The 19,847-nt window shown below is 60.8% G+C and carries 17 protein-coding genes and 1 other RNA gene; 4 read left to right on the top strand and 14 right to left on the bottom strand.

What is annotated here, in order from left to right:
• Nucleotides 1–16 precede the first annotated feature (16 nt).
• The 9 genes from CFB10_RS06975 to rimP form a co-directional block, all read right to left on the bottom strand.
• Nucleotides 17–1,033 carry a class I SAM-dependent methyltransferase gene (locus CFB10_RS06975; RefSeq protein ID WP_020011287.1) on the bottom strand — a complete coding sequence of 339 codons (1,017 nt, stop codon included), beginning with the start codon at nucleotides 1,031–1,033 and terminating at the stop codon, nucleotides 17–19.
• Nucleotides 1,034–1,108: 75 nt separating this feature from the next.
• The gene (gene pnp / locus CFB10_RS06980; RefSeq protein WP_020011286.1) at nucleotides 1,109–3,256 is read right to left on the bottom strand and encodes a polyribonucleotide nucleotidyltransferase; all 2,148 of its coding nucleotides are present in this window, start codon (nucleotides 3,254–3,256) and stop codon (nucleotides 1,109–1,111) included.
• Nucleotides 3,257–3,535: 279 nt separating this feature from the next.
• A complete protein-coding gene (rpsO, locus tag CFB10_RS06985) occupies nucleotides 3,536–3,805 on the bottom strand; it encodes a 30S ribosomal protein S15 (protein ID WP_003492949.1) in 270 nt (89 codons plus the stop codon).
• Between the two features lie 163 nt (nucleotides 3,806–3,968).
• Nucleotides 3,969–4,916 carry a tRNA pseudouridine(55) synthase TruB gene (gene truB, locus CFB10_RS06990; protein ID WP_020011285.1) on the bottom strand — a complete coding sequence of 316 codons (948 nt, stop codon included), beginning with the start codon at nucleotides 4,914–4,916 and terminating at the stop codon, nucleotides 3,969–3,971.
• Nucleotides 4,917–4,919: 3 nt separating this feature from the next.
• Nucleotides 4,920–5,336: a 30S ribosome-binding factor RbfA gene (rbfA, locus tag CFB10_RS06995; RefSeq protein ID WP_003507167.1), complete on the bottom strand. Its 417-nt coding sequence runs from the start codon at nucleotides 5,334–5,336 to the stop codon at nucleotides 4,920–4,922.
• A 75-nt stretch (nucleotides 5,337–5,411) separates the two neighbouring features.
• Nucleotides 5,412–8,156, bottom strand: coding sequence for a translation initiation factor IF-2 (infB, locus tag CFB10_RS07000; RefSeq protein WP_020011284.1), 2,745 nt, complete (start codon nucleotides 8,154–8,156; stop codon nucleotides 5,412–5,414).
• A gap of 102 nt (nucleotides 8,157–8,258) precedes the next feature.
• On the bottom strand, nucleotides 8,259–8,960 hold the full coding sequence (locus tag CFB10_RS07005) for an RNA-binding protein (RefSeq protein WP_020011283.1): 702 nt from the start codon (nucleotides 8,958–8,960) through the stop codon (nucleotides 8,259–8,261).
• Entirely contained in the window at nucleotides 8,957–10,573 is a 1,617-nt protein-coding gene (nusA, locus tag CFB10_RS07010) for a transcription termination factor NusA (RefSeq protein ID WP_020011282.1), read from the bottom strand. Before nusA ends, CFB10_RS07005 begins: the two co-directional genes overlap by 4 nt.
• 64 nt (nucleotides 10,574–10,637) lie before the next feature.
• On the bottom strand, nucleotides 10,638–11,234 hold the full coding sequence (gene rimP / locus CFB10_RS07015) for a ribosome maturation factor RimP (protein ID WP_026363849.1): 597 nt from the start codon (nucleotides 11,232–11,234) through the stop codon (nucleotides 10,638–10,640).
• Nucleotides 11,235–11,521: 287 nt separating this feature from the next.
• On the opposite strand from rimP, the gene CFB10_RS07020 reads away from it, so the two are divergent.
• Nucleotides 11,522–13,150 carry an MFS transporter gene (locus CFB10_RS07020; RefSeq protein ID WP_026372516.1) on the top strand — a complete coding sequence of 543 codons (1,629 nt, stop codon included), beginning with the start codon at nucleotides 11,522–11,524 and terminating at the stop codon, nucleotides 13,148–13,150.
• A gap of 183 nt (nucleotides 13,151–13,333) precedes the next feature.
• On the opposite strand, the gene CFB10_RS07025 is transcribed toward CFB10_RS07020, so the two are convergent.
• Together CFB10_RS07025 and recR are read right to left on the bottom strand one after the other, a co-directional pair.
• Nucleotides 13,334–14,599, bottom strand: a complete 1,266-nt coding sequence (locus tag CFB10_RS07025; RefSeq protein WP_020011278.1) for a lytic murein transglycosylase — start codon at nucleotides 14,597–14,599, stop codon at nucleotides 13,334–13,336.
• Between the two features lie 35 nt (nucleotides 14,600–14,634).
• Nucleotides 14,635–15,240 carry a recombination mediator RecR gene (gene recR, locus CFB10_RS07030; protein WP_003507177.1) on the bottom strand — a complete coding sequence of 202 codons (606 nt, stop codon included), beginning with the start codon at nucleotides 15,238–15,240 and terminating at the stop codon, nucleotides 14,635–14,637.
• A gap of 58 nt (nucleotides 15,241–15,298) precedes the next feature.
• Between recR and CFB10_RS07035 the strand changes: the two genes are divergently transcribed.
• Complete coding sequence (locus CFB10_RS07035) at nucleotides 15,299–15,913, top strand: MOSC domain-containing protein (protein ID WP_020011277.1); 615 nt, start codon at nucleotides 15,299–15,301, stop codon at nucleotides 15,911–15,913.
• Nucleotides 15,914–15,979: 66 nt separating this feature from the next.
• On the opposite strand, the gene CFB10_RS07040 is transcribed toward CFB10_RS07035, so the two are convergent.
• From CFB10_RS07040 to ffs, 3 genes are all read right to left on the bottom strand, one after another.
• On the bottom strand, nucleotides 15,980–16,303 hold the full coding sequence (locus tag CFB10_RS07040; RefSeq protein WP_003507179.1) for a YbaB/EbfC family nucleoid-associated protein: 324 nt from the start codon (nucleotides 16,301–16,303) through the stop codon (nucleotides 15,980–15,982).
• A 24-nt stretch (nucleotides 16,304–16,327) separates the two neighbouring features.
• A complete protein-coding gene (locus CFB10_RS07045; RefSeq protein ID WP_020011276.1) occupies nucleotides 16,328–18,205 on the bottom strand; it encodes a DNA polymerase III subunit gamma/tau in 1,878 nt (625 codons plus the stop codon).
• Between the two features lie 79 nt (nucleotides 18,206–18,284).
• Nucleotides 18,285–18,381: signal recognition particle sRNA small type (ffs, locus tag CFB10_RS07050), an RNA gene on the bottom strand.
• 65 nt (nucleotides 18,382–18,446) lie between these two features.
• Here ffs and CFB10_RS07055 point away from each other — a divergent pair.
• Both CFB10_RS07055 and nudC read left to right on the top strand, forming a co-directional pair.
• Complete coding sequence (locus CFB10_RS07055) at nucleotides 18,447–18,875, top strand: HIT domain-containing protein (RefSeq protein ID WP_020011275.1); 429 nt, start codon at nucleotides 18,447–18,449, stop codon at nucleotides 18,873–18,875.
• Nucleotides 18,875–19,837, top strand: coding sequence for an NAD(+) diphosphatase (gene nudC, locus CFB10_RS07060; RefSeq protein ID WP_020011274.1), 963 nt, complete (start codon nucleotides 18,875–18,877; stop codon nucleotides 19,835–19,837). The genes CFB10_RS07055 and nudC overlap by 1 nt, the downstream gene beginning before the upstream one ends.
• Nucleotides 19,838–19,847: the final 10 nt, after the last annotated feature.

Raw genomic sequence — 19,847 nt, forward strand, 5'->3', positions numbered from 1 at the left:
TATTCCGCTGCGTTGATTACTTCTGGGCGCTCAGAATCTTGAAGCGGGCGTTGCGGCACACTTCAGTGCTGGTGCGGAATTCAGCCGCGAGCACCGGCTCATAGGGCATGCCGCGATTGGCGACCATCAGCAGCTTGCCGCCGCTGCGTAGTGCGCCGGCGGCAGCCTTGATGAAGGCCTGACCGAGGGCAGGTTCTGCTGCCTGTCCCGCCGCATGGAAAGGCGGGTTCATGATGATGAGGTCGTATTTTTCCTTCGGCGGCTCGTTTGCCAGATCCTGCCAGAAGAAGCGCGCCGTCAGCCGCGGATTGTTTTCGAGAAGATTGGTCTTTGCAAATTCCAGCGCGTTCCAGTCTGCTTCGAACAGATCGATACGGGCAGTGCGCGGCGATTTCTCGGCCAGCATGACGGAGAGATAACCCCAGCCCGCGCCGAAATCGGCGGCGTTGCCGTCAAAATCGGTCGGCAGGCGCGATGCGAGCAGTTCTGAGCCGTCATCCACGCGGTCATGCGAGAACATGCCGGGCAGGGCGGTGAAACGGCCTTCAACCGTCACCGGCTTCTGCGCGAGTTTAGACACGGCAGATGCGATATCGTCCGGACGTTTGAACCAGAGGGCGACGCCGTGATATTTCGGTGTCGATTCCGCCTCGATGCCAAGCTTCGCCAGCGTCTTGCGCAGCGTCACGATACCGTCTTCCTTCGATCCTGCCGCGACGATCAGGCCGCCGGCCTTCACGCGCGAAAGTGCTTCGGCGACGCGGTTTTCGTTTTCGCCACGGTGCTTGCCGCACAGCAAAAGCGCCGCATCGTAGTCCTCGCACGAAACATCCGGGGTGACTTCTGCGCCCTGAGCCTGCAAGGCCCGGTAGAGCGGCCGGAGATGTTGAACCGCGACGATCTCGGCGTCGAAACCATCAAGGCGCGGACCGGCCTCTGCTCCCAGAAACAGAACGCGCTCGCCCTCTTTCGGCATAGGAAGCATTTCCGAGGCAAAGGGGTGGAAAAGGGTTTTCACAGCGTCACGGCTCATGGGAGCATCCTCAAGGTAGAATAGAAAAAAGGCGCGGGCAAAACCCGCGCCTCGATAGGGTCTGGCGGCGCGGCCTTATTCGGCAGCGGCTTCGCCGTCTTCCTTCTTCTTGTCGGCAGCGATTTCCTGGCCGGTGGCCTGGTCGACAACCTTCATGGACAGGCGAACCTTGCCACGCTCGTCGAAGCCCATCAGCTTGACCCAGACCTTGTCGCCTTCCTTGACGACGTCGGAGGTCTTGGCGACACGCTCGGAAGCGAGCTGCGAGATGTGGACGAGGCCGTCACGCGCGCCGAAGAAGTTGACGAAAGCGCCGAAGTCAGCGGTCTTCACGACCGTACCTTCGTAGATCTGGCCGACTTCCGGTTCTGCAACGATCGAGTGGATCCACTTGCGGGCCGCTTCGATTTCCTTGCCGGAAGAAGAGGCGATCTTGACGGTGCCGTCGTCTTCGATGTTGATCTTGGCGCCGGTCTTTTCGACGATTTCGCGAATAACCTTGCCGCCGGAGCCGATGACTTCACGGATCTTGTCGACCGGAATGTTCATCACTTCGATGCGCGGTGCGAATTCGCCGAGCTGGCCACGGCTTTCGGTGATGGCGTTGGCCATTTCGCCGAGGATGTGCTTGCGGCCACCCTGTGCCTGCTCCAGAGCGATCTTCATAATCTCTTCGGTGATACCGGCGATCTTGATATCCATCTGCAGCGAGGTGATGCCGTCAGCAGTACCCGCAACCTTGAAGTCCATGTCGCCGAGGTGGTCTTCGTCGCCGAGGATATCGGAGAGAACCGCAAAGCGCTCGCCTTCAAGGATCAGGCCCATGGCGATACCGGCAACCGGCTTTGCCAGCGGAACGCCGGCGTCCATCAGTGCGAGGGAGGTGCCGCAGACCGTTGCCATCGACGAGGAGCCGTTGGACTCGGTGATTTCGGAAACGACGCGCAGCGTGTAGGGAAACTGTTCCGCGGTCGGCAGCATCGGACGGATCGCGCGCCATGCGAGCTTGCCGTGACCGATTTCGCGACGGCCCGGGGAGCCCATGCGACCTGTTTCACCGACCGAGTAGGGCGGGAAGTTGTAGTGCAGCAGGAAGCGTTCCTTGTACATGCCGGTGAGGCTGTCGACATACTGCTCGTCTTCGCCGGTGCCGAGGGTCGCAACAACGATCGCCTGGGTTTCACCGCGGGTAAACAGCGCCGAACCGTGGGTGCGCGGCAGAAGGCCGACTTCCGAGATGATCGGACGAACGGTCGACAGGTCGCGGCCGTCGATACGGCTCTTGGTGTCGAGAACGTTCCAGCGAACGATCTTGGCCTGAAGGTGCTTGAAGACAGCGCCGATTTCTTCCGGCGTATACTTGGCTTCGCCTTCTTCCGGCAGGAAGTGCGCCTTGACCTTCGCCTTCACGGCGTCGACGGCGGCGTAACGCGCAGCCTTTTCAGTGATCTTGTAGGCGTCGCGCAGTTCGGCTTCGGCGAGGGCCAGCATTTCGTTTTCGAGCGCGGAGAAGTCTTCCGGTTCGAATTCGCGGGGTTCCTTGGCGGCAACTTCGGCGAGCTTGATGATCGCGTCGATGACCGGCTGGAAGCCGCGATGACCGAACATGACGGCGCCGAGCATGATTTCTTCGTTGAGTTCCTTAGCCTCGGACTCAACCATCAAAACGGCGTCCTGCGTACCGGCAACGACGAGGTCGAGAACAGACTCGTCCATTTCGTCCAGATGCGGGTTAAGGACATATTCACCGTTGATGTAGCCAACGCGCGCGCCGCCAACCGGGCCCATGAAGGGAACGCCAGAGAGCGTAAGCGCTGCGGAAGCCGCAACCATCGACAGAACGTCCGGGTTGTTTTCCAGATCGTGCTGGATAACCGTGACGACAACCTGCGTGTCGTTCTTGTAGCCTTCCGGGAAGAGCGGGCGGATCGGACGGTCGATCAGGCGGGAAACGAGAGTTTCGTTTTCGCTCGGACGGCCTTCGCGCTTGAAGTAACCGCCGGGGATCTTGCCGGCCGCGTAGGTCTTTTCCTGGTAGTTGACGGTCAGCGGGAAGAAGTCCTGGCCGGGCTTCGGAGACTTTGCGGAAACCACGGTCGCGAGAACCATCGTCTCGCCGTAGGTTGCGATGACGGCGCCGTCAGCCTGACGGGCAACCTTGCCGGTCTCGAGCTTCAGCGGGCGGCCTGCCCATTCGATTTCCACGGAGTGTTGATTGAACATATCTTGTCCTTGGTTGTGGCTGACGCTCCGGCATCGTGCCGGCGGTGGCAGCGCGGTGACTCAATCACGGGCAAGACAGCGGGAGGCTTTCGACAAGCAAGCATCCGGCAATCCTGCCCCATGACAGGTCTGCGGTTGAAAAGGCGACACCGGCCCATCCGGGGCTACCTTATCGTCCGGGGGCCACATCTGCGGCAAACGCCCGGAAATTCATATAGCCTTTGAAAGGCCGGATATAAAAACCGGCGGGCATCGTTGCGAAACCCGCCGGAGAAGTTATTAGCGGCGAATGCCGAGAGCACCGATCAGCTTGCTGTAACGGGCTTCGTCCTTCTTCTTCAGATAGTCGAGAAGCGAACGACGGCTCGAAACCAGCGTCAGAAGGCCACGACGGGAGTGGTTGTCCTTCTTGTGGTCCTTGAAGTGACCGGTGAGGTTGTTGATCCGCTCGGTCAGGATAGCGACCTGAACTTCCGGAGAACCGGTGTCGCCTTCCTTCGTTGCATATTCCTTGATGAGGGCGGCTTTGCGCTCTGCAGTAATCGACATCGGACGATCCTTTCTATTTTAAGGAAAAATGGGACGCCTTGAGCCGGGATGTCGTCCAGCTCAGGCCATTCGGCAGCAAAGGCAAAGCCCAAGCTGGCGCTGCCTATAAACTATTCCGGATACAATGGAAAGAGGCGATTGATTCCCGGCCGCGCTGCCCGGCTCAGCCGAAAACCCGCTTCGGCCGGAACTCGCCTTCACCGATCTCGCCAATGGCGACGAGCTTGCCATGCGCGGTGGCATAGGCTTCCGGATGGTTGGCCGGTGCATCACGCCCGCGCAGCAGGATGGGGTTGCCCATCTTCAGCCTGTGCGCCTGGTCGTCGTTGATGATGAGGCGGGGAAGGGCGGAAAGCGCCTCGGCCGTATCGATCAGGAAGGCGTCCAGCGCTTCCAGCCGTTCGTCGCGGTCCTCCATGGCCTCCAGTGCCGTCAGGGTTTCGAGCGGCACCATCATGTCTTCGCCAAACGGGGCGACCATGGTGCGGCGCAGTTCCGAAATATGGCCGAAACAACCGAGATCACGGCCCATATCGCGCGCCAGCGCGCGCACATAGGTGCCCTTACCGCATTCCACTTCGAAATGGGCCGTATCGGCATCCGGGCAGGCAAGCAGCGTCAGGCGATGGATTTCGACCTCGCGTGCGGGAATTTCCACCGTCTCGCCTTCGCGCGCCAGATCATAAGCGCGCTCGCCGGCGATCTTGATGGCGGAAAACTGCGGCGGCGTCTGCATGATCACGCCAGTGTAATTGGGCAGAATATCGCGGATTGCCTGTTCGTCAGGACGCTCTTCGGAGGAATCGACCACCTCACCTTCCAGATCGTCGGTCGTGCGCTGCTCACCCCAGGTCACAGTAAATTCGTAGATTTTCCGGCCGTCCATGACGTAAGGCACGGTTTTGGTGGCGTCGCCGAGCGCGATCGGCAGCATGCCGGAAGCGAGCGGATCGAGCGTGCCGGCATGGCCCGCCTTCTGGGCATTGAACAGCCACTTGATCTTGGAAACGGCCTCGGTGGAGCCGAAATCGAGCGGTTTGTCGAGGATGAGCCAACCGGAAATCGGGCGGCCCTTGGGTTTGCGGTTCTGCTGTTTGCGTGGTTTGGACATGCTTCAGTTCTGTTCGTCGTCTTTTTCGTTTGAAGGTCCAAGATCGCGCTGCACTTCGGGCGAGCGCAGGAGTGCGTCGATCTTCTGATAATTGTCGAAACTCGTATCGTCGCGGAAACGCAGTTCCGGCATGTATTTCATCTGCCGCAGCTGCGGGCCGAGGCGGCCGCGCATGAACTTGGCATGGCGGTTGAGCGCCGTGATGATGTCGGTGTGATCGGCGACGCCAAGCGGCGTCACATAGGCTGTCGCGATTTTCAGATCGGGAGACATGCGCACTTCCGAAATGGAAATGACGGTGCCTTCGATCAGATCGTCGCGGACTTCACCGCGCTGGAGAATCTGGGTCAGGGCGGCGCGCACCTGTTCGCCAACACGCAGCATGCGTTGCGAAGGGGCCGATGATGTAGCTTTTGCCATTGGTTATGCCTCAAACGGAGCGAGCGCCGGTAAGCCGGCGCCCGACAGTAAATTCCTGTTTTGCGGCGAGAACGCTTAGAGCGTTCTCGTGATGTGTTCGACGCGGAAGCACTCGATGGTGTCGCCGGCGCGGATGTCTTCGTAGTTTTCGAAGGCCATACCGCATTCCTGACCAACAGGCACTTCGTTGACTTCGTCCTTGAAGCGCTTGAGGGTCTTGAGCTTGCCTTCGTGGATAACGACGTTGTCGCGCACCAGACGCACACCCGCACCACGTTCCACCTTGCCCTCGACGACGCGGCAACCCGCGACCTTGCCGACCTTGGTGATGTTGAACACCTCAAGGATTTCGGCATTGCCGAGGAAGGTCTCGCGACGTTCCGGCGAAAGCAGACCCGACATCGCCGCCTTAACGTCATCCACCAGATCGTAGATGATGTTGTAGTAGCGGATTTCGATACCGGCGCGTTCGGACGCCGTACGTGCCTGTGCGTTGGCGCGAACGTTGAAGCCGATGATCGCGGCGTTCGATGCCTCGGCAAGCGAGATATCCGATTCCGTGATGGCACCAGCACCGGAGTGAACGACACGAGCGCGGACTTCGTCTGTGCCGAGCTTGTCGAGAGAAGCGATAATGGCTTCGACCGAACCCTGCACGTCCGCCTTGATGACCAGCGGGAATTCCTTCAATCCCGAAGTCTGCAACTGGCTCATCATCTGTTCCAGCGAGCCGCGCTGACCGGTCTGGCGGGCGACAGCCTTGTCGCGTGCCAGACGCTGGCGGTATTCGGAAATCTCGCGGGCGCGGCTTTCGTTTTCGACAACCGCAAAACGGTCACCGGCCGAAGGCGTGCCGGAAAGGCCGAGAATCTCGACCGGCATGGCCGGACCGGCTTCCTTGACGTGTTCGCCCTTGTCGTTGACGAGCGCGCGCACACGGCCCCACTGGTCACCGGCAACGATGATCTGGCCGGGCTTCAGCGTACCCTTCTGCACGAGAACGGTGGCGACGGCGCCGCGTCCACGGTCCAGCTCGGCTTCGATGACCGTGCCTTCTGCGGTGCGGCTTGGATCTGCCTTGAGATCGAGGATTTCCGCCTGAAGCAGGATCGCTTCGAGCAGCTTGTCGAGATTGAGCTTGTTCTTGGCCGACACTTCGACGTCAAGAACTTCACCACCCATGGATTCCACGAAAACTTCGTGCTGCAGCAGCTGCTGGCGCACCTTTTCCGGATTTGCCTCGTGCTTGTCGATCTTGTTGATCGCAACGACGATCGGAACACCGGCAGCCTTGGCATGGTTGATCGACTCGATCGTCTGCGGCATCACGCTGTCATCAGCGGCGACAACCAGAACGGCGATGTCGGTTGCCTGCGCGCCACGGGCACGCATGGCCGTAAAGGCGGCGTGGCCGGGGGTATCGATGAAGGTGATCTTCTGACCGTTCTTTTCGACCTGATAGGCGCCGATATGCTGGGTGATGCCACCGGCTTCGCCAGCGACCACATTTGCCTGACGGATGGCGTCGAGCAGCGAGGTCTTGCCGTGGTCGACGTGACCCATGATGGTCACGACCGGCGGACGGGAAACCATCTCGCCTGCGTCGTCAGCCTGATTGAAGATGCCTTCTTCAACGTCGGATTCAGATACGCGCTTGACGGTGTGGCCGAATTCGACCGCGATCAGTTCGGCCAGATCGGCGTCGATAACGTCGCCCGGCTTCATCATCTGGCCTTCCTTCATCAGGAACTTGATGACGTCGACAGCGCGTTCGGACATGCGCTGCGACAGTTCCTGAATGGTGATGGTCTCAGGCAGGATCACTTCGCGCATGACCTTTTCGCGGGTTTCCTGCATCTGGCTGCGGCGGAATTTTTCCTGGCGGCGGCGCATGGATGCCATGGAGCGGCCACGTGGCGTGCCGTCTTCGTCCAGATTGGACGAGGTGACGGTGAGTTTGCCACGACGGCGTTCTTCTTCCGTCTTCAGGCGGGCAGCGGGCTTGGCCGGAACCGGAGCCGCGACCTTGCCGCGAGCCGGAAGGCTGCTGCCGCGACGCGCACCACGATCGTCCTCGTCGTCACCACCGGCACGCCGTCCGCGCGGAGCGACAGCGTCAGGCGTGGCGGGAGCCGAACGGGGAGCGGCGGCAGGCTGAGGACGGGCATCGGCGCGTGGCGCCGGTGCTGCGGCCTGTGCCGGCTTTTCATCGGCCGGTTCGGATTTTGCTTCAGCGGCCGGCTGGCTTGCCGCCACCTTTGCGGCTGCAGCTTCCTCAATGGCGCGGCGTGCTGCCTCTTCCTTTTCGGCGGCAATGCGCTGTTCTTCCTCGACCTTGCGGCGTGCTTCATCTTCAGCGCGCTGCTTGGCTTCCACGACATCGCGGGCCTGCGCTTCCATCAGCGCGCGGCGACGGGCTTCCATCTCGCCTGCGGACAGGTCGTGCAGAACGTTGCCGCGCGGGCGGTCAGGCTGACGCTGCTGAGGTGCTGACGAGCCTGGACGCTGCTGCGACTGGGAAGAACCCGGACGCTGCTGCTGGCCGCCTGGCTGGTGAATACGCTGCTGGGGAGCCTGCGGACGCGGTGCCGAAGGCGCAGGGGCTGCTACCACCGGCCTTGGTGCTGCCGCAACAGGCTGAACCGGCTTCTCGTCTTCAGGACGCAGGGGGCGGCGCTTGCGTGTTTCCACGACAACCGCGTTTGTGCGACCTCGACCCATGTCCTGCCGCACGGTGCCCTGATTCATCCCGCCCGGTTTCAGGGTAAGAGTCTTCTTGGCCGGCGCATTGAGTGTCTTGTCGTCGTTGTTGTCGGTCATTCCGTTCCCGTTCCTTCGGACGAAAACCGGATGACGTCCATCAGGCCTCGTCGTTCAATTGCTGCATCGGAACGCGGCGACCGTTCATGTTCGGTAACCGCGTCATTGTTCTGTCCGGGCAGCGTCGCGTTCCGCCTGAGATCGACCGCCAAGACGGTACTGCTCAAGCATCTTTGCGCGCTTCACTACACCCTCACCCGCCTGCCCCGCAAGCGCGCAAGCATGGATAAAAGCATTCTGGCCCATCAACTCGTCCATTTCGGCTCCGCTGAAGAGCCGGAAGGACGGAATTTCATTGCCGGCATCACTGCCGAGCGTCCAAGCCTTGCGGGCCTGGTCCAGTTTTCTCACGCCGTCGGCCGCGGCATCGGTCGCATGGAACACGGCAATCGCGTTCCCGGACCGGACAGCGGTATCGACCTTCGTCGCGCCGCTGATGAACTGGCCCGCCTTGCGCGCCATGTTCATCATTCCGGCAAGCTGCTGCGCCATCAGCCGGTCGAGAAGAGCGAGAAGCTCGGGCCCGGCCTTGACGTCGCGTTTGAGCGCCCGTGCGAAGAGCTTCTTCGCGATGGCTTTCTCGATCAGGGCGCGCTCGGGTGTTACCCAGCAACCGCGCCCCGGCAATTGGCGTTTCAGATCCGGCACGACGCTGCCGTCCGGGCCTGCGACGAAGCGGATCAGCTCATCCGGCGATCCGCTTTGCCGTGTCACAATGCACATACGTCCATTGACGTCGCCCTTGAGCCGCCCGTCGTCATCCGTCTCGGGCAGCTCGTCCGGCTCATGCGCCTGCGATATCATTCCTGTTCGGCGGTATCCGCCTCCTCGGCAGCTTCCACCTCGGCTTCCTCTTCAGAAGCGAGTTCTTCGGCGGTGATCCAGCCTGCCAGAAGGCGGGCCTGCACGACCATGTTTTCGGCTTCGACGCGGGAAACGTCGAGCTTGGAGAAGATGCCTTCGAACTTCTTCGTCTCGCCGTCCTTGCGCTCGCTCCAGCCGACCAGGTCGTCTGCGGCACAGCCGGCAAAGTCCTCGATGGTCTTGATGCCGTCTTCACCCAGCGCAACCATCATCTGCGAGGTCAGGCCGTCGATCTGGCGCAACTCGTCGGAAACGCCGAGTTCCTTGCGCTTGGCGTCCATTTCGGCTTCCAGGCGCTCCAGATATTCGCGGGCGCGGGTCTGGATTTCATCGGCGGTGTCTTCGTCGAAGCCATCGATCGACGAAATTTCGTCGAGATCGACATAAGCCAGTTCTTCAACCTGCGCGAAGCCTTCCGAAGCCAGAACCTGACCGACCATTTCGTCGACATCCAGCGCTTCCATGAAGAGGGCCGTACGCTCGTTGAATTCCTTCTGACGGCGCTCGGATTCTTCCTGCTCGGTCATGATGTCGATATCCCAGCCGGTCAGCTGCGATGCCAGACGCACGTTCTGGCCACGGCGGCCGATGGCGAGCGACAGCTGCTCATCCGGAACAACCACTTCGATGCGCTCGGACTCTTCATCCAGAACGACCTTGGCGACTTCTGCCGGCTGCAGGGCGTTGACGATGAAGGATGCCGGCTCCTGGCTCCACGGAATGATGTCGATCTTTTCGCCCTGGAGTTCGCCGACGACGGCCTGAACGCGCGAACCGCGCATACCGACGCAGGCGCCGACCGGATCGATAGACGAGTCGTTCGAGATAACCGCGATCTTGGCGCGCGAACCCGGGTCACGGGCAACCGACTTGATCTGGATGATGCCGTCGTAGATCTCAGGAACTTCCATGGTGAACAGCTTCACCATGAACTGCGGATGGGTACGCGACAGGAAAATCTGCGGGCCGCGCTGTTCGCGGCGAACGTCGTAGACGTAAGCGCGCACGCGATCGCCGTAACGCATGTTTTCACGCGGGATCATCTCGTCACGACGGATGATACCTTCACCACGGCCGAGATCGACGATGACATTGCCATATTCGACGCGCTTGACGGTGCCGTTGACGATTTCGCCGATACGGTCCTTGAATTCGTCATACTGGCGGTCACGCTCGGCTTCGCGCACCTTCTGCACAATCACCTGCTTGGCGGACTGGGCGGCGATACGGCCAAAATCCATCGGCGGCAGCGGGTCGGCGATGAAGTCGCCGAGCTTGGCGTCCGGGTTGCGGTCGCGGGCCAACTCAAGCGGGATCTGGGTCGAATAGTCCTCGGCCGCTTCGACAACTTCGAGAAGACGCTGCAGGCGGATTTCGCCGGTCTTGGAGTTGATGTCGGCGCGAATGTTGGTTTCCGAACCATAGCGCGAGCGGGCGGCTTTCTGGATAGCGTCGGCCATTGCGGCAAGCACGATTTCGCGGTCGATGACCTTTTCGCGCGCCACAGCATCGGCGATCTGCAGAAGCTCAAGCCGGTTAGCACTCACTGCCATTTTTCTATCTCCGTAAGTCGCATAATTGCGTTGATCGCCCTTATTTCCGGGCTTTACGTTGGAATTAGTCTTCGTCTGCTTCGTTTTCGTCGTTCTGGTTTGCGGCGGCGGCCTTGGCCGCCTTGTCTGCCCGCAGCGCATCACGAATAAGGTCGTCCGTCAGAATGAGCTTCGCATCGGAAAGCGCGCTGAACGGAATGATGACTGTCGGCTCTTCGCCATAGGCGATCTGGTCGCGTTCCAGCTTGAAGCCGTCAGCATTAACCTCGACGATCTTGCCGCGAAACCGCTTGCGGTTCTCGACCAGAATGGAGGTTTCGACCTTCACCAGATGGCCCTGCCAGCGGGTGAAATCCGATTTGCGAACCATCGGCCGGTCGATGCCGGGCGAGGAAACTTCGAGATGATACGCTTTATCGACCGGATCTTCCACATCAAGAACCGGTGAAATCGCCATCGAAATGACTTCGCAGTCCTGAACGGTCATGGTTCCGTCTTCGCGCTCGGCCATCACCTGCAGCGTCATGCCGTTCTGGTTGGAGAGCCGCACGCGCACCAGAAGATAGCCCATGCCCGTCAGAACAGGTTCGATGATCTCGGCAATGCGCTGGTCGATGCCTGTTTCGGTAATCAGTCGCGGTTCTTGTGCGGTCTCTGCCATCTGGCCTTCCGGTCTTTGATTTTCACCGGGCTTTCTGCCCGTGGTTTCCGGTTCGCCTAACGAAAAAGAGCGGAGCCTTGCGGCCCCACTCTTCATCAAGCGATCAAGAATTTCAGGGGTCATATAGACCCATCGGGGCAGGATTGCAAGGTTTTAGCGGGCTCCTCCGCTTCGGTCGCCGCCTTCGCCACATTTTCACCCTTACCTTGTCGGAAAGGCTGGCATGATTACCGGCACTGTCTATAGTTGCCGTTTGACAAATCGCAGTTGCATCAAGTGGACAGAGCGTGCCTGACCGTAAATCGCCACTCGCGCCTTTAAGGCATTTGACTTACAGACGAATCTGGATCGCGAGCCTTGCCTCGAATTTCGGCGGACTGATCCAGGCGGTGGGCGCCGCATGGATGATGACATCGCTGTCGAGTTCCGAAAACATGATCGCTCTGGTGCAGGCCTCCACCTCGCTGCCTATCATGATGTTCTCGCTGATTTCAGGCGCGCTGGCCGATAGTTTTGATCGTCGTCGCATCATGATTTCGGCGCAGCTGCTGATGCTGACGGCCTCCGTGCTGCTGACGGTTTTTGCCTGGTCCGGCTGGCTCACGCCCTGGCTTCTGCTCTTCTTCACCTTCATGATCGGCTGCGGCACGGCGCTCAACAATCCGTCCTGGCAGGCATCGGTCGGCGAAATGGTGCCGCGCGAGGATTTGCCCGCCGCCGTGACGCTGAACAGCGTCGGTTTCAACATCACCCGCAGCGTCGGCCCGGCCATAGGTGGTATCATCGTCGCCGCCGCCGGTGCGGCCGCGGCGTTTTTCGTGAATGCGTTGAGCTATTTCACCCTTATTTACGCCCTGTTTCGCTGGCAGCCGCCCAAATATGCCTCGACATTGCCGCGAGAGCAGCTTCTCGCCGCCATCTCGGCCGGCATGCGTTACGTTGCGATGTCGCCCAATATCGGCAAGGTGCTGGTGCGTGGTTTTCTCTTCGGCCTTTCCGCCAGCGCCATCCTCGCCCTGATGCCCATCGTCGCCCGCGATCTCGTCGAGGGCGGTCCGCTGACCTACGGCGTCATGCTCGGCGCATTTGGCGTCGGCGCGATAGCCGGCGCGCTGGTCAGTGCGAGACTGCGTGAGGTCCTGTCCAGCGAATGGATCGTGCGCGTCGCCTTTTTAGGCTTCGCTTTCAGCTCCGGCGTGACGGCCGTGAGCACGAGCGCGATCATCACCTCGCTTGTCCTGACGGTTGCCGGCGCCTGCTGGGTTCTGGCGCTGTCGCTCTTCAACACCATCGTCCAGCTTTCCACGCCGCGCTGGGTGGTGGGTCGGGCGCTGTCGCTTTACCAGACGCTCACCTTTGGCGGCATTGCGGTCGGCAGCTGGTTGTGGGGCGAGCTGGCGGAAGATTACGGCATTTCCTATTCGCTGCTCTGTTCATGTGCGCTGATGCTGCTCGGCGTCGTCGTCGGCCTCAAGCTCGCCATGCCGGCCTTCGCTTCGCTTAATCTCGATCCGCTCAACCGTTTCGTGGAACCGCCGCTGAGACTGGACATCAAGCCGCGCAGCGGCCCCATCGCCATTCTCATCGATTATGAAATCCATGACGAGGACCTCGGCGAATTCCTGCCGCTGATGGCCGAGCGCCGCCGAATCCGTCTGCGTGATGGCGCGCGCAACTGGAACCTGATGCGCGACCTGGAAAACCCCGACATCTGGACCGAAAGCTACCATGTGCCGACATGGGTGGAATATGTCCGCCATAACCACCGCCGCACCCAGGCGGATGCGGAGGCCTGGGACCGGCTGCTCGAGCTTCACCGGGGCAAGACGCGGCCGCGGGTGCACCGGATGATCGAGCGGCAGACCATCCCGCCGACCGACGATATCTTTCACAAGCCCCATACCGACCAGCATTGAGAGGCTGGGAGATGCAGAAACGGGCCCGGTAAAAGGCTATTGGGTCCTTGCCAGAACCCTCGACGTCATCCTCGGGCTTGTCCCGAGGATCCAACCACGTATCGTTAAATCAATCGGTTGCAGATGCTCGGGACAAGCCCGAGCATGACGACGGAGAGGTTTTCCGACGTCGCCCGTAACGTGCTATTTCAGCTTAGCCTTCAGGCTTGCATCTGGAAAACACGTCGGTGAGAGCCCGTTCTTGGCCTGCCAGTCGCCGAGCGAACGGCGCGTCTTGAAACCGGCCAGCCCATCTGCCTTGCCGACATCATAACCCTTGGCCGCCAGCGCCTTCTGCATGGTGAGAACATCGGAGCGCAACATCGACCCGACATTGCCCCATTCACCCTTGAACGGGCCTGCCCCATGGGCGATGCGGTCGGCGAGATTGCCGATGAACAGCGCGTAGAGATCGGAATTGTTATATTCCTTGATGACGTAAAAATTCGGCGTCACCACGAATTCCGGCCCGTGCCGCCCGGCCGGCACCAGCATCATGCCGTCGGCGGATAGGTCATTGGCCGGAAAGGCTTTTCCGGAAATGCGGGTAATGCCCATCTTCGCCCAGTCGGCCACCGGGCGGGCAAGATCAGGTCCCTCCTGCGCGCAGGAGACATTGGCAGGGATCGAGACTTCAAAACCCCAGTCGCGATTGCGCTGCCAGCCGCGCTGGGAAAGATAGTTCGCTATGGATGCCAGCGCATCCGGCACGGAGTTCCAGATATCCCGGTGGCCGTCGCCATCGAAATCCACGGCATATTTGAGATAGCTCGACGGCATGAATTGCGGCTGGCCGAGTGCGCCGGCCCAGGAACCCATCATGCGCGAGGCCGCGATATCGCCGCTTTCGACGATCTTCAGCGCATCGATCAGCTCGGCGCGGAACATCTCCTTGCGGGTCGACATATAGGCTTTTGTGGCCAGCACATCGACCACGGAATGCGGCAGTTTTGCCCGGCCGAAACCGGATTCGCGGCCCCAGATCGCAACGACGATATCACCCGGCACACCGTATTTCGCCTCGATCCTGCGCAGCGTCGCCGCATGGGTGGCTGCTAGCGAACGGCCGGTGCTGGCGAGCCCCTGCAGCCGCTTTTCGGAGAAATAGGCGCCGGGTGATGAAAATTCCGCCTGGCTCTGGCTCTGCTCCTTCGGTGGCTTCTGGCCGGGAATGACGAGATCGGGCAGGTTCCAGCTGATGGAGAGACCGCTGAGCGTGGCTTCAAGCGTCTTTTGCGAAATGCCGGCCTTGCGGGCCTCCGGCCAGATTTCCTTTTTCAGCCAGGCATTAAATTCAGCGTCATATCGGGCTGCCGCTGCTCCCGTCGGTGCCGACTGCGCTAGAGCTGTCGTTGCTGAAAAAACGGAAAGAAGTGCAGCCAGTGCCTTCGGGGCAAAATGGTTTCGCATTCGGTCTCCTCTTTGAATGACGGGGAGGGATGGCTTCAGATCGTCGTGCGCGCCCGAAGCGCCGCCGTCAATGTGCCCTCATCGAGATAATCGAGCTCACCGCCCACCGGCACGCCATGCGCAAGCCGGGTGATCTTGATGTCGAGACCGGAAAGGCGGTCGGTGATGTAGTGGGCGGTTGCCTGCCCCTCCACCGTCGCATTCACGGCGATGATAAGCTCGCGGATACCACCGGCGCTGACACGGTCGATCAGCCCCTTGATGTTCAAATCCTCTGGCCCGACGCCGTCGAGCGGCGAAAGCGTGCCGCCCAGCACGTGATAGGCGGTGTTCATCGCGCCCGTCCGCTCCAGCGCCCAGAGATCCGACACGTCTTCCACCACGATGATGACCGACTGGTCGCGCCGGTCGTCGGCGCAGACGGTGCAGGGATCGATCGTATCGACATTGCCGCAGCAGGAGCAGATCTTCACCTTGTCATAGGCCTCGCCCATGGCATGACCCAGCGGTCCGAGAAGTTGCTCCTTCTTCTTGATGAGATGCAACGCTGCCCGCCGCGCCGAGCGGGGCCCAAGCCCCGGCACTTTTGCCAGAAGCTGGATCAGTTTTTCAATTTCGGGGCCGGTGACTCGTTTTGCCATGAGCGCTTTCTACTGCATAAATCGGGAAACGGGAATCATGAAGCTTGAAGGATAGTCCATGAAAATACGGGCGGTGTGCCGGGGCGAGGCAAAGAACCTGCCGGGAAAGACGACGAAGACGGGCATCTTCAAGCATCCCGTGAACGGGCCGGTCATGGTGGATGCAGAGGGTATCGTGAGCGATGCCGTCTGCAATCGCAAACATCACGGCGGGCCGGATCAGGCAATTTACGTGATGGGCTCCGTCGATCTCGACTTCTGGTCCCGCACCTTCGGTTTTGTGGTCGAACCCGGATTTTTCGGCGAAAACCTCGTGCTTGATGGTGTCGACAGCGCGAAACTCCATGTGGGTGACAGGTTCTCGGCCAGCGGAGTTCTGTTGGAGGTGACCGCCGCCCGCATCCCCTGCGCCACCCTGTCGGCCCGGATCGGCGATCCCGATTTCGCACCGCGCTTCCGGCAGGCAGGCCATCCGGGTTTTTATTGCCGGGTGTTGAAGGGTGGAATGCTCGCTGCCGGGGAGGAGGTCGCCTTTGAAGCCTATCAGGGAACGAAGCTGCCGATACCGACTATTCTGCAGCGCTTCCGCCCGATGCAGCTCGGCGCAGCCGAACGCACGGCCTATCTCGAAACGCCGCTCGCAAGCCGGTTCCGCGCGATGCTGGAAGCCTGAATTCTGCCTTGAGACAGGGAGGGCGACCACTCCATGTGTGCCGCCATCCTCTTCAGGCTGATTATATCAGAATGGGAATTTCATGCCGGGCGGCAGCGGCAGACCCGCGGTCAGGCCTGCCATCTTTTCCTGCGCCTGCGCTTCGCCCTTTTCCTTGGCGTCCTTGTGGGCAGCCACGATCAGGTCTTCGAGGATTTCCACCTCGTCTTCCTTGAAGAGCGAAGGATCGATTTTCAGGCCGCGCATTTCGCCCTTGCCGTTGAGAATGACGGTCACCAGACCGCCGCCGGCCCTGCCTTCGACTTCAAGGGCGGCGATTTCTTCCTGCACCTTTTCCATCTTGGACTGCATTTCCTTGACCTTGCCCATCATGCCCATGATGTCACGCATGTGCCAATCTCCTGTTCTTTTTGTTTAAAACTCGATGTCGTCGCCGGGAAGGATGTCGCCTTCGCTCGATTCGGCAACCGATGGCGGTGCGATATCCTCCGCCTCATCCTGTGCGGCGGCGCGGATGCGCACGTCGGTGATTTTTGCACCGGGAAACTGCGCCAGAATGGCGGCAACGTCAGGATCCTGACGCGCATCGACAAGGCGGGCATCCCGGGCATTGCCTTCAGCTTCGACGAGGGTCGGTTCCCCCTGTTCCTTGCTGAGGCTTATGATCCAGTGGATACCGGTCCATTCCTTGAGCTTGACGCCAAGCTCGCCGGGCAAAGAGCCGGGCGCGCCTTCGCCGAGGCGCATATCAAGCCGGCCGGGCTCCAGCCGCACCAGCCGCACAAAGTTACGCACCTTCGCCCGCATGACGGGATCGCGGTTCTTCTGGCAGAGATCGGCAATATCCTGCACCGAATTGACGGGAACCTTCGGCTCCGGCCGCTCTTCGGTCTTGGGCGCCACGACCTGCATCTCCTGCGGGCGGCTGTCTGGAACGGCGCGCAGCACGGCGGAGGTCTGCGGCGTCGTCTGGCGCTGGGCGGGAAGATCGACAGGCCTTCCTGCGGCCACGGCCTGTGCTGACGAATAGGCGCGCGCACCGCCGCCATTGCCCCCGCCCGAAGGTCCGCCATTGGCGTAACCGCCGCCTTCGCCGCTCGAGAGCTCGAGCAGGCGCCGCGCGGCATCTTCCGGAGCGGGCAGATTGGCGGCGTGCGAAAGCCGGATCAGCACCATTTCGGCAGCACCGGCAGGCCGCGAGGCGTTTTCCGTTTCCGGAATGCCCTTCAGCAGCATCTGCCAGATGCGCGACAGCGCGGTTACCGCAATCGTCTCGGCAAATTCCGCACCACGCACGCGTTCTATTTCCGAAAGCGAGGGGTCTTCCGCCGCGTCAGGTACATATTTCATGCGGGTGACGAGATGGGTGAAATCGGCAAGGTCGTTCAGCACCACGACAGGGTTCGCGCCCGCCTCATATTGCCCGTTGAATTCCGAAAGAGCGGCCGCGACATCGCCTTTGACGACGTGCTGGAAGAGATCGACGATGCGTGCAAGGTCGGCAAGGCCGAGCATGCCGCGCACCGCTTCGGCCTCCACCCGGCCGCCGCCATGGGCAATCGCCTGGTCGAGCAGGGAAAGGCCGTCACGGGCGGAACCCTCTGCCGCGCGGGCGATCATCGACAGCGCCTGCGGATCGGCCTCGAAACCTTCCTTGCCGGCAATGGCGGTGAACAGGCCGACGAGATCAGCGGCGCTGATGCGGCGCAGGTCGAAGCGCTGGCAGCGCGAGAGAACGGTGATCGGAACCTTGCGGATTTCGGTCGTCGCGAAGATGAATTTCACATGTTCCGGCGGCTCTTCCAACGTCTTCAGAAGACCGTTGAAAGCCTGTGTCGACAGCATGTGCACTTCGTCGATGATATAGACTTTATAGCGCGCCGAGACCGGGCGATAGCGCACCTGCTCGATGATCTCGCGAATATCGTCGATGCCGGTATGGGAGGCGGCGTCCATCTCGATCACGTCGACGTGCCGGCCTTCCATGATCGCCTGGCAATGTTCGCCGGGAATGCGAAGGTCGATGGTCGGCTTGTCGATGGTGTCGGTCTTGTAATTCAGCGCGCGGGCGAGAATGCGGGCCGTGGTCGTTTTGCCCACGCCGCGAACGCCGGTCAGCATATAGGCCTGCGCGATACGTCCGGTCTCAAACGCGTTTGTCAGCGTACGGACCATCGGCTCCTGGCCGACCATCAGATCGGAAAAATCCTTCGGGCGATATTTGCGTGCCAGTACCCGGTAGCCGGTCCCGACCTGGGATTCGCTTGTTGTGGTGGGTACGGTATCGCTCATTGCCTCGCCAGTTTGTTTTGCCAGTTGTCTTGGGGCGCTGAACTGGCCCGGCGAAAGCTGAGCACGTCTTTTAAAAAAGGTGGGAGGCTGGCACGGCGACCCGTGCCTGGCTCGTTAGGGCTGCTTCCTTCCGGACCTGACCCGGTTGGCGAGTGGCTCGTCCACCACCAACCTCCCGGGGCCACATATCGGCAATATCGGCAGCAAATGCAAGCCAAGCCTTCAAAAAACTGCTATCACGATGAAAACAAACATGGAGGACACCTTGGAGACATTCCGGCTGGACGAGAGACTGGCGCGCGACAGCGTGCTTGTGACGCGTTTGGGACTATGTGAACTGCGTTTGCAAAACGACAGTCGCTGGCCCTGGCTGGTGCTGGTGCCGCAGCGAGATGGCGTCAGCGAATTGTTCGATCTCACCCCGCTTGATCAGGCTGTGCTGACATTCGAGACCAATCTCGTCGCCTCTGCCTTGAAAGAAATCACCGGAGCCACCAAGATCAATGTCGGTGCTTTGGGCAATATCGTCCGGCAGCTTCATGTCCATATAATCGCCCGCAATGAAGGCGACACGTGCTGGCCCGGTCCCATCTGGGGGCACGGAACGGCGGTGCCCTATGCCGCAGGCGAAAAGGAAACTTTGATGAAAAAAATCTCCGGCGCGCTCTGATGATTTCCATGAAAATTTTTGAAACCACTGCCCCCCATCCTGAAGCAAGCCTGCTGACGGCCTTTTCCAAAAATGCTCTCGACCGTTTCGCCGAAAAGCGGACGGAGGAGTGCGTGGCCGATGCGTTGAAAGTCGATGGCACCCATATTTTTGCCTTCTCGGGCAACCGGCTGATCCTGAAACATGACGAGCAGGTCATCGATCCCCTGTTTTCCGCCTATGAACTGGCCGAGTTACGGCCGGATTTCGACAATGCCGTGCTGCTCGGATATCGCGAGACCGGCGAGCCGAGAATTGCGGTGCCGGTCGCGGTTGCCGAGGATCAGCTCGCGAGCCACTACAAGTTGGCCGATGCCCGCACGCTTTATCGCGATCATCTTCTCGACGAGGAACTGCTGAGCGAGGTTGCGCAGGCCGTCAGCCTGACGCACTGGAATGGTGACAATCGCTTTTGTGGGAAGTGCGGCGGAACCATGGAGCTGCGAATCGGCGGCTACAAGCGCATCTGCGCCGCCTGCAACCACACTATTTTCCCGCGCACCGATCCTGTGGTCATCATGATGACCATCGATATCGAGCGTGATCTCTGCCTGCTTGGCCGCGGCGCGCATTTTGCACCGGGCATGTATTCCTGCCTTGCCGGCTTCGTGGAGCCGGGTGAGACCATCGAACAGGCCGTCCGCCGCGAAACGCATGAGGAATCCGGCGTCGAAATCGGTCGTGTGCGCTATCACGCTTCCCAGCCCTGGCCGATGCCGCATACGCTGATGATAGGTTGTTATGCCGAGGCGCTCTCTTTTGAGATCGCGCGTGACGAGATCGAGCTTGAGGATTGCCGCTGGTTCACGCGGGAAGAGGTAGCAAAGATGCTGGAGGCCCCGACGGGTGAAAGTTTTTCCGCCCCGCCAAGGGGAGCCATCGCGCATCGGCTGATGCGCGACTGGGTGGAATGGCTAAAGTAATAAGCTGCGG

The organism is Agrobacterium sp. 719_389 (assembly GCF_900188475.1).
Lineage (GTDB): Bacteria > Pseudomonadota > Alphaproteobacteria > Rhizobiales > Rhizobiaceae > Agrobacterium > Agrobacterium radiobacter.